This window comes from Candidatus Desulfolinea nitratireducens (assembly GCF_982879505.1).
Window position 1 is genome coordinate 1 of record NZ_CEYOSI010000077.1, and the last position, 8,807, is coordinate 8,807.

13 protein-coding genes are annotated in these 8,807 nt (G+C 48.7%); 8 read left to right on the forward strand and 5 right to left on the reverse strand.

Features of this window, described 5'->3' with window-relative positions:
* From AC3DOM_RS08490 to AC3DOM_RS08500, 3 genes are all read right to left on the reverse strand, one after another.
* A partial coding sequence (locus tag AC3DOM_RS08490; RefSeq protein WP_487918612.1) for a lysylphosphatidylglycerol synthase transmembrane domain-containing protein occupies positions 1-1,048 on the reverse strand: 1,048 nt, incomplete at its 3' end.
* Positions 1,041-2,216, reverse strand: coding sequence for a CDP-alcohol phosphatidyltransferase family protein (locus tag AC3DOM_RS08495; RefSeq protein ID WP_487918613.1), 1,176 nt, complete (start codon positions 2,214-2,216; stop codon positions 1,041-1,043). The genes AC3DOM_RS08490 and AC3DOM_RS08495, both read right to left, overlap by 8 nt.
* Complete coding sequence (locus tag AC3DOM_RS08500) at positions 2,216-2,698, reverse strand: hypothetical protein (protein WP_487918614.1); 483 nt, start codon at positions 2,696-2,698, stop codon at positions 2,216-2,218. The genes AC3DOM_RS08495 and AC3DOM_RS08500 overlap by 1 nt, the downstream gene beginning before the upstream one ends.
* Before the next feature lie 128 nt (positions 2,699-2,826).
* Here AC3DOM_RS08500 and AC3DOM_RS08505 point away from each other — a divergent pair, with 128 nt between their 5' ends.
* Positions 2,827-3,222, forward strand: a complete 396-nt coding sequence (locus tag AC3DOM_RS08505; RefSeq protein ID WP_487918625.1) for a VanZ family protein — start codon at positions 2,827-2,829, stop codon at positions 3,220-3,222.
* Between the two features lie 72 nt (positions 3,223-3,294).
* On the opposite strand, the gene AC3DOM_RS08510 is transcribed toward AC3DOM_RS08505, so the two are convergent.
* Entirely contained in the window at positions 3,295-4,401 is a 1,107-nt protein-coding gene (locus tag AC3DOM_RS08510) for an NBR1-Ig-like domain-containing protein (protein ID WP_487918626.1), read from the reverse strand.
* Here AC3DOM_RS08510 and AC3DOM_RS08515 point away from each other — a divergent pair.
* The 4 genes from AC3DOM_RS08515 to AC3DOM_RS08530 all read left to right on the forward strand — a co-directional run bounded on the left by AC3DOM_RS08515 (position 4,391) and on the right by AC3DOM_RS08530 (position 5,926).
* Positions 4,391-4,840: a hypothetical protein gene (locus AC3DOM_RS08515; RefSeq protein WP_487918627.1), complete on the forward strand. Its 450-nt coding sequence runs from the start codon at positions 4,391-4,393 to the stop codon at positions 4,838-4,840. The genes AC3DOM_RS08510 and AC3DOM_RS08515 overlap by 11 nt on opposite strands.
* Entirely contained in the window at positions 4,841-5,002 is a 162-nt protein-coding gene (locus AC3DOM_RS08520; protein WP_487918628.1) for a hypothetical protein, read from the forward strand.
* 30 nt (positions 5,003-5,032) lie between these two features.
* Positions 5,033-5,320, forward strand: coding sequence for a hypothetical protein (locus AC3DOM_RS08525; protein WP_487918629.1), 288 nt, complete (start codon positions 5,033-5,035; stop codon positions 5,318-5,320).
* Between the two features lie 180 nt (positions 5,321-5,500).
* On the forward strand, positions 5,501-5,926 hold the full coding sequence (locus AC3DOM_RS08530; RefSeq protein ID WP_487918630.1) for a hypothetical protein: 426 nt from the start codon (positions 5,501-5,503) through the stop codon (positions 5,924-5,926).
* A gap of 979 nt (positions 5,927-6,905) precedes the next feature.
* Here the strand turns inward: AC3DOM_RS08530 and AC3DOM_RS08535 are convergent.
* The gene (locus tag AC3DOM_RS08535; RefSeq protein ID WP_487918615.1) at positions 6,906-7,682 is read right to left on the reverse strand and encodes a segregation and condensation protein A; all 777 of its coding nucleotides are present in this window, start codon (positions 7,680-7,682) and stop codon (positions 6,906-6,908) included.
* A 130-nt stretch (positions 7,683-7,812) separates the two neighbouring features.
* Between AC3DOM_RS08535 and moaC the strand changes: the two genes are divergently transcribed.
* The 3 genes from moaC to AC3DOM_RS08550 form a co-directional block, all read left to right on the forward strand.
* Entirely contained in the window at positions 7,813-8,289 is a 477-nt protein-coding gene (gene moaC, locus AC3DOM_RS08540) for a cyclic pyranopterin monophosphate synthase MoaC (RefSeq protein ID WP_487918616.1), read from the forward strand.
* Entirely contained in the window at positions 8,282-8,530 is a 249-nt protein-coding gene (locus AC3DOM_RS08545; protein ID WP_487918617.1) for a MoaD/ThiS family protein, read from the forward strand. The genes moaC and AC3DOM_RS08545 overlap by 8 nt, the downstream gene beginning before the upstream one ends.
* 8 nt (positions 8,531-8,538) lie before the next feature.
* Positions 8,539-8,807: molybdenum cofactor biosynthesis protein MoaE (locus AC3DOM_RS08550; protein WP_487918618.1), on the forward strand; the 269-nt coding region annotated here is incomplete at its 3' end.

The following is an 8,807-nucleotide window of genomic DNA, read 5'->3' on the forward strand; positions in this document are numbered from 1 at the left end:
TGGGACTTTTTGCTCCAAACACTGGTTTATTTTTATTCTCGCTCGAATTATTATTGCTCGTAAGGGAATTTTTATGCGAAGCTGCACTACCGATCCATAAACCGAACAGACCAAATAATGTGTCCCGGACACGGATAAATAAACTCATGCTGACCCCAAATACGGGATCCAAACCCAGCGATTGCATGGCGATCACCTGCCCCGCTTCGAGAGCGCCCAATCCACCCGGCAAGGGTGTCAGGAAGGCCAATCTCGCGAAAACGATTATTGTCAGGATGTTGATCAAGCTCGTTTCCAATCCCAAAAATCGCAGGGCGAGAGCGTATTCCCCGAATAAGGATAGCCAGATCAATGCGGAAAGCAAGCTGGACTGAATGAGGATGCGCGGCTGTTGGCGGCAGAAAGCTCCGATTTGTGATTCCGCGTTGAGGATTGTTTGGCGGGTCGCTCTCAGGGAGGTTTGCCAGCGTTTATTTAGCGGAATCAAACCTAAAACCCACGTCAGAGGCATCTTTCCCATCAACAGAGCGAGGAGGTAGCCCACCAGCAGGATGACCATCGTGGTGGAAAACGAAACCACTATTTCTGTCATTTCCTGGAAAAGGAAGCCCTGCCAGGCCATAAGCATTATTCCAATCGATAAAAATGTAAAATTAGCCAGCATTTCCAGCAACTTGTCGAGGCTGACGGAAGCCAATCCGGTATCGGTCGGGACCTGATGGTTGGCATGTAAAAAATATATTTGAAGCGGCTCACCGCCAAATTGCGGGCCGGGCGTAAAGTAACTTAAACCAAAGCTGGCCAGGCGATATTTTGCGAGGGGAAAATAGGGGATCTTATAACCCAAGGCACGGATGATAAGCCACCAGCGGCTGCTAAATAGCAGAAGAATTGCGCCATTGAGAGCGAGGAGGATCCCAAGAGATAGTATACTGAGACGGCTGAGCGCATCCCAAACTTGCAGGAGAGAGATATCCCGCCATGCCCACCAAAAAAGGGCAGCGATCAATAACCACAGGAAAATAAGGGCAGACTTCTTCCTACGCATGGAAATCTTCTCCTGCACGATGATAGATCAGCCATTCTTCAGGAGACCAGATAGAAAGAGCACCTGACCCTGTAAAAAGAAGAATTGCAGAAAAAAGGAGCAAGCTAAAATGGAGTGGTGTAAGAAGCGTGAACTTGAGCATCAGCCCCAGAAAAACAAGAGCGAACACAGCAGCAAGGCGTCCCATCACCCCAAAGATGAGCATTAAAATAACAATGATTTCCAGGATAAGCCAGAGAGGGCCAAAGGGAAGTTGATAAAGACCAAAAATATCCACGGGTTGAAGCAATGCAAGATATGCCAATCCTGCTGCAGTCAGTATCCGTAATCCAAGAGGCAACAAGCGCATCCATGCGGAGGAGAGGAGATTTTCAAAAAATACTGCTCCTTTTTCTGGATCAATCTTTCCGGTAACAAGAAACCAATCATAAAGAAAGCCGCCCAGAAATGGGATCATGAACAAGGTCGCAGCAATCGTAGTTGCAGGGGGAGCAAAGAGGGGTACGAGCATGGCGGTGATAAGTCCCATTTGAACACCAGCAAAGATGCGTCGCCGGAAACTATGCGGCAATTCCAGATTCTCCTTTCCCTGTCGTTCACGGATCCAAAGACCAGCCAGGAAAAAATAGCGCGCCAGACCAACGGGTAAATACCAAACAGGCACCTGTCCGTACCAAAAAGCCAGCCCAGTGACGACCAACACGCCCCAGGAATCATTGTTCATGTCGAGCGCCGCACCCAGTTCCGTGACGTGATTTTGAATCCGTGCGAAATAACCGTCAAGAAGATCGGTAATATCCGAGAAGAAATACAGAAAGGCGGGTACCCATCCCAGCCACCCGAAGGGCCATGGGGAGAAGAGAAATCCGGCCAGGGCGGCGATGAAAAATCCACGTACAAGAGAAAGTTGATTCCCCAATCCCAGGTCAGGGAGGAGTGCGTACTCGCCAGCTCGATGATTTTGGGGCAATGCCTGCCAAAGAGCAATAAGCTGCCATGCAGCAAGGGCGGCAGTCAATCCAAGCCAGCGCAGCGCATAATTATGTTCCCAGAAGTGATCAAGCAAGAAATACCCTGCTCCAGTGAGAAGGATAAAAAATAGCCCTGTGCGCATCCAATCTTTTTTCAGATTTGTCAGGGCTGTGGTGTTTGCTGTTGAAAGGCTCATCAATAAGTGGGTGGATTGGGATTATTCACAAACCAGGTCAGATAAACCCATATCCCCAGCAGGGTTGTAAGCATATACATGCCATATGCGATGCGCATAAAGAGCTTGTAATTCTTGAATTTTAAAGCTTTTGGAACCAGTCCGTTTCCGCGCAAGGTGACAAATAAACCAAAGGTGAGGGCGAAGAAACCCACAAAAGCGTGTAAGGTCGTGATGGCATGGAATTTCTCGCCGAGTTGAGCTGGAATACCGGGTGCAACAAAATCCCGATAGGGAAGGATCATCATCCATAAAACCATAAACGCGTTCAAGGATGCAGCGGCTGTTTGTACCCAGCGATGCTGCTCATATTTCTTTTTCACAGCCAGAAAAACCCCCACTGAAAAAAGGGCGGCGATCAAAATCATCATCACCAGAGTAAAATCAGCGGCAAAGTTTGCGCTGGTACCGAAGAATCCCGGCCGATGTAAAAAGTCATTCATTAGAATATCTCCCATTTACTGGATAAATTTGGTCTAATTTTACCATGTACAAAAATACACATACGTATGGAAATTCAATCTTTCGTAATTGGATTTGAAATTGGTGAAAAAGCGATACAATCATGTTCATGCGACACATATTTCGATATTTCCCCTCCTGGTTTCCTGCGATAATAATGATGGCTGCCATTTTTTTCTTCTCCTCCATTCCATCAGATACCATGCCTGAGTTTGATTGGGCGGATCTATTTGTTAAAAAAGGTGGTCACCTGTTTGGATATGGTTTGCTCGCTTTTGCTTATATTTTCGCCTTCAAATTTGACCCTTCAAAACTAAAACTTGCCTGGCTCCTGGCCATTTTCTACGCAGTAACAGACGAATTCCATCAATCTTTTGTGGCAGGAAGAATGGCCAGCTGGATTGACGTCACAATAGACGGCACTGGAGCAGCCCTTGCGCTCATCCTGGTGAAGGGAAATATGAAAGAAATTGGGGCATTTTTTACCGGATCTCCTGATAAATAATCCCGTTGAATATTATTATAAACATTCTGCTGAGCATTCAGTAGACCTTTGCCCCTGGCTGCAAATCTTGAGCTAATTATTTCCGTCTGATTTTGGTATTCGTTTTTTGGGTGTAAAGCACTCCTGACCGGCGATGCATTTCTTTAAATACTTATAAATTTTTGAAGGTGTTGGTGAAAGAGTGGCGGTCGGAAGGGGAGTCCGCGTATGTGTTGACACTACGGTGAACGTTGGAGTTGCAGTTGCGGGCAATTCAGCGAGAGTGATACGCGGCGCGATCCATAGTACTCGATCCCCATCGGGTGACCCAAGAGATAATACTGTGAAGACAAAATTAACCTTTTCACCCGCGAGTGGAGATAGGTCCAGGTCAACTTCAAAATTGAGTCCATCATACCTTTCACCAAATCCCCAAAACTCGTGAATTTGACCATTTTCATCCTGGTAATCCAAACGAATGAGAACCGCACAGGATGTTGCCCCTTCTTCGCATCCCACAGTCGCCTGGAAGCGTGACCCATTTACAACTGTGGTTGCGGGGAAAACACCCTGGATAAAGCCGTTATTGGAGGTCTGAGGAACTGTTAATAAACCTGGACCTGTGGCAGGATTATTTCCTTCCAGGATGAAAGAATTACCCGGTTGAATGAAACCTCGATCGTCATTTTCCACGCCGGGACAGGATAATATGCCACTTCCGCTTCTCCAGATTGCCTCGCAGGTATGAGCACTAAAATCATATTCTGTGGTGACAATTGGTGTTGGTGAGACTGTCGGAGAAGGAGTAGCAGTGGGCGTGTCAGTCGGGATAATCCCAACAATAATCTTTATCCAGAATGGCGTATCATTTTTAATATTATTATTAATCCCAAAGAGCTTTCCTGAGGGGCTTTGGATCTGCCAATTACTCTGGTAATTTCCTATTCCATTCGGTGCAACCAAAGAAATAGTAATATCTGCCACTTCTCCAGGCTGAACAGTGACAGGCAGAGGGAATTCATCCTTTTCGCCCATTGTATCTCCACCAACAAACACAATCTTATAATCTGATGTCCAGATACAAGTTCCGATATTTTTCAATCGCCATGTTTTGGAGAATTGTGCTCCTGGCGGGAAGAGGGTATCGTCAGGAATATTTACATCCCCAATAAATACAGCTTTATCACAATTGGGATCAATTGTCGCTGTTGGCGTATTCGTCGGGGTGGAAGTAAAGGTCGCCGTTGGCGTCCTTGTGGGCGTATTGGTCGACGTGGAGGTGAAGGTTGCAGTCGGGGTACGCGTCGGCGTTTTGGTAGGGGTGGATGTAAATGTCTCTGTCGGCGTCCGTGTCGGCGTATTGGTCGGCGTAGCCGTAAAGGTCGCAGTCGGAGTCCGCGTCGGGGTTTTGGTGGGCGTGGTCGTAAAGGTCGCAGTCGGAGTCCGCGTCGGGATTTTCGTGGGCGTAGATGTAAAGGTTGCCGTTGGCGTATTGGTCGGCGTGGAAGTAGAGGTCGCAGTCGGCGTCCGTGTCGGTGTATCTGTTGGAGTAGAAGTAAAGGTTGCAGTCGGCGTCCGTGTCGGTGTATCTGTCGGAGTAGAAGTAAAGGTCGCAGTTGGCGTCCGTGTCGGTGTATAGGTGGGCGTAGGGGTATGGGTTGCAGTTGGCGTCCGGGTCGGTGTTTTAGTCGGCGTGGATGTATTTGTCGCAGTTGGCGTCCGTGTCGGGGTTTTGGTCGGCGTGGAGGTAAATGTCGCAGTCGGAGTCCGCGTCGGTGTATCTGTGGGAGTAGAAGTATAGGTCGCAGTTGGCGTTCGACTCGGGGTATTGGTGGGCGTAGAGGTAAAGGTCGCGGTTGGCGTTCGACTCGGGGTATTGGTGGGCGTAGAGGTAAAGGTCGCGGTTGACGTCCGCGTCGGTGTATTGGTCGGCGTAGAGGTAAAGGTCGCGGTTGGCGTCCGCGTCGGTGTATTGGTCGGTGTTGAAGTAAAGGTTGCAGTCGGCGTCCTTGTCGGTGTATTGGTCGGCGTGGAAGTAAAGGTGGCAGTCGGCGTCCGTGTCGGTGTATTGGTCGGCGTAGATGTAAAGGTCGCAGTTGGCGTGTTGGATGGCGTATAAGTAAAGGTCGCGGTCGGTGTCTGCGTTGGTGTATTGGTCGGTGTATAAGTAAAGGTCGCGGTCGGTGTCCGCGTCGGTGTATTGGTCGGCGTAGATGTAAAGGTCGCTGTCGGCGTGCTTGTAGGCGTTTTAGTCGGAGTATTGGTTGGAGTATAGGTTAAGGTTGCAGTCAGCGTTTTTGTGGGCGTATTGGTTGGCGTAGAGGTAAAGGTTGCAGTCGGTGTCCGCGTGGGTGTATTCGTCGGTGTTAAAGTAAAGGTCGCTGTTGACGTTTGCGTAGGTGTATTGGTCGGCGTCGACGTATGGGTCGCAGTCGGTGTCCGAGTCGGCGTATGGGTCGTTGTAGGCGTTAATGAGGGTGTTTGTGTAGGTGTTTTGGAAGGTGTAAACTTTAACGTTGGTGTCCGCGTCGGTGTTTTGGACGGCGTGGGCGTAAAGGTTGCAGTTGGCGATGGCGTCCTGGTGGGGGTGTGCGTAGCCGTCGAAGTTTTAGTTGGGGTAAATGTGATAGTTGCTGTCCGGGTTGGCGTAAAGGTTGGGGAGGGTGTGAATGTCATTGTTGCAGTTGGAGTCAGCGTTGGTGGGGCGCCTTTTAATTCAAATTGACCTATTGATTGCAGTTCCCGTCCTATAAAAATTTGAACTTCATAAATACCAGGCAGCCATTTCTCGGGAGACGGGTTCCACTCTGTAAACCCAACTCCTGTCGGATTTTGATTCCAAGGTTCGGTATCAAAATTTACCAATTCCCCCTCCCGGTACCACAGGGCTGTCCATTGTACACCCTGAGCTATGTCCCGGTATGAAAATACGGCATACATGCGTTTTATTGGATTATAAAAGGATGTGCTGGGGAGGACTGCTTTGTAATCCTCCATTTCGGCGGAAAATCTTAAGGAACTGATGGATACACCAGCCTCAGGGGTTAAATTTCCCTGGAAGAGTGCCTCTACAATGACAGGTATTGTGAGGGTTGGTGTTGTAAGTATTTCCGTTGTCGGTGTTTGAGAAGGGTTCCCGGGCGTAAGACGGGATCGCGTTTCAGATGGGGAGAGTTGACTGGCCGTCGCAACCGGGATGCTGGTTTTTGGTTCAGGAGACGAGCCAATCTCTATTAAATTTTCTGGTATCTGTGCCAGAGGCTGCGGCGCAGATTCCCCTTGTAGAGAAGGGGAATCTGCGCGAGAAATTGGGATTGCGATTGTAATTAAGGTAATAGTAAGAATGCCCAGGGCCACCGCCCCACCCAAAAAACGCCTCCCCGTCCACATTTTTTTTTGACGTATAGACCAATTATCAAGATGACGACCCGCCTGAATAGATCGAATTCCTGCTCGAAGGCTTAGCAAAAAACTAATGCTTGTCAGGATGATTGCTGAACCAAGACCGATGAGAGAATCCATGTGGACCATTATAGCATGCGGGTTCTATATCTATAAAGCCCTTGATGGTTGGATGGTCCAAATATTCGCACAAATAGAATTGATTTGACGCAGCAATAATGGTCTCTTTGCCATCGATCCCATTCGTTTGTCAGGGGATTTTCAGATCAGCATATTCAAATTGCCTTTCCCCCAAACTTACCCTACTCAAACTCTATATCAAAGTCCTCGTCTGCCAATAAATCCCCCATTCTTTCGATGTGAATATCGCTAAATAATGCATCCTGCCAAGCATCAACCCGGTATCGTTTGACCAGCTCAAGCAAAGCTAGAAAGGTGACCACCACCTCAATCCGACTATTGGCCCCCTCAACCATCTGGCGAAAAGTCGTCCGCTTTTCAGAACTCAGGATTTTGGTGATATGGGAAACCTTTTCCCGAATAGTCACCCTTGGAGCACGGATAACCGTCCCCAGTTCGGCCTTCTCGACTTCACGGGCAAAAATCGTTTCAGCGGCTAAAATGAGATCCGCCAGAGTAACATCCCCCATCTCGAAACGAGATTCAACTTTGGGCGGGGCAGCGATCCGCAAATAGGTCCGCAAATCCTGTTTGCCTCGCTCACTCAGCCAGTTTGCCACTTCCTTGAATTTCTTATACAGTCGTAATTGACGGGCCAGGGCCTCGCCGGGGTCTTCCTCCCCTGCTTCACGCACAGGCGGGCGTGGCAATAATGCCTCTGATTTAATTTGAACAAGTTTTGCTGCGATGACTAAAAATGCTGAAATCTCATCGGCATCCATGTTTTCCAGCGCACGAATACGTTCCAAATACTGGTCTGTGACCAAGGCCAAGGAGACACTTGTTATATCGAGCTCGGCACTTTCGATCAGGTTCAATAAAAGGTCGAGCGGTCCTTCAAAAACGGGCGTACTGACTGAATAAGATTCAGATTGGTTGCGGACAATATCAATGCTCATAAGGGGCGATTATAACAGACCTGCTGGGGTAAGGTGCCGCATACAGTAGGTACTGTCAGTGGCAAGCGTTATAGTGTCGCGTCCAGTAAATGCTGTCAGCGGTAAGTAACGTCTGCGGTATAATGCGCCTATGACAAAATTGACCCATTTAGACGACGCAGGAAAAGCCCATATGGTGGATGTGGGCGCAAAACCAGATACCGAACGTGTCGCTGTTGCCCGCGGTGAAATCCACATGAAACAGGCGACTTTCGATTTGATTGCAGCGGGGGAAATGAAAAAAGGTGATGTATTAACCGTTGCCCAAATAGCCGGTATCAACGGAGCCAAACAGACATCCGGCTTGATTCCCTTATGTCATCCCCTGCCGCTGACACATATCTCAGTGGAACTCGATCTGGACGAATCTCTACCCGGTGTGCAGATCACTGCCACAACACGGACACGCGGCAAAACCGGCGTCGAAATGGAAGCCCTGACTGCTGTCTCTATCGCGGCCCTGACGATCTACGATATGGCAAAGGCTGCTGAAAAAACCATGCACATTGAGAATATACGTCTCGTTGAAAAGCATGGTGGTCTGAGCGGAGATGTGGTCAATGCATAAGGTCAAGATTATGTTTTTTGCCACGCTGCGCACCCGGGCTGAGCGTCGCTCCATGGAGTTAGAAATTGAAAATCATCTCACAGTGGCAGGCCTCAAAGAAATCCTGATTGCCCAGATCCCTGCGCTGGAGGCATCTCTTCCTTCAACCCTGATCTCCATTAATCGCGAATTCGCTTTTGATGAAGAGCTTATCCCTGAAGGCGCGGAGATCGCTTTATTTCCGCCTGTAAGCGGAGGATAGCTTTCACCATGAAATTCCCGACCATTTTTTCCATCTCAGAGGAAGAACTTGACTTAAACAAACTCCTCGATCAAATCACGCTCACATCCACAGGCGCAGCAGCAATTTTTACAGGCATGGTGCGCGGAAGAACAACGCGTACGGGCAAGGCACAAGGGATACATTACAAGCCGCACGAAACAGATCATCTTGAATACGAAGCCTACAAACCAATGGCTGAGGCAAAGATGCTCCAGGTCGCCGAGGAAATCCGCGAAAAATGGCCCACTGTAGAAGG

Excerpts from the sequence above, each read along its gene's own strand:
- AC3DOM_RS08495 (WP_487918613.1), bottom strand. The coding sequence starts at position 2,216 with ATGAGCCTTTCAACAGCAAACACCACAGCCCTGACAAATCTGAAAAAA.
- AC3DOM_RS08500 (WP_487918614.1), bottom strand. The coding sequence starts at position 2,698 with ATGAATGACTTTTTACATCGGCCGGGATTCTTCGGTACCAGCGCAAAC.
- AC3DOM_RS08505 (WP_487918625.1), top strand. The coding sequence starts at position 2,827 with ATGCGACACATATTTCGATATTTCCCCTCCTGGTTTCCTGCGATAATA.
- AC3DOM_RS08535 (WP_487918615.1), bottom strand. The coding sequence starts at position 7,682 with ATGAGCATTGATATTGTCCGCAACCAATCTGAATCTTATTCAGTCAGT.
- moaC (WP_487918616.1), top strand. The coding sequence starts at position 7,813 with ATGACAAAATTGACCCATTTAGACGACGCAGGAAAAGCCCATATGGTG.
- AC3DOM_RS08545 (WP_487918617.1), top strand. The coding sequence starts at position 8,282 with ATGCATAAGGTCAAGATTATGTTTTTTGCCACGCTGCGCACCCGGGCT.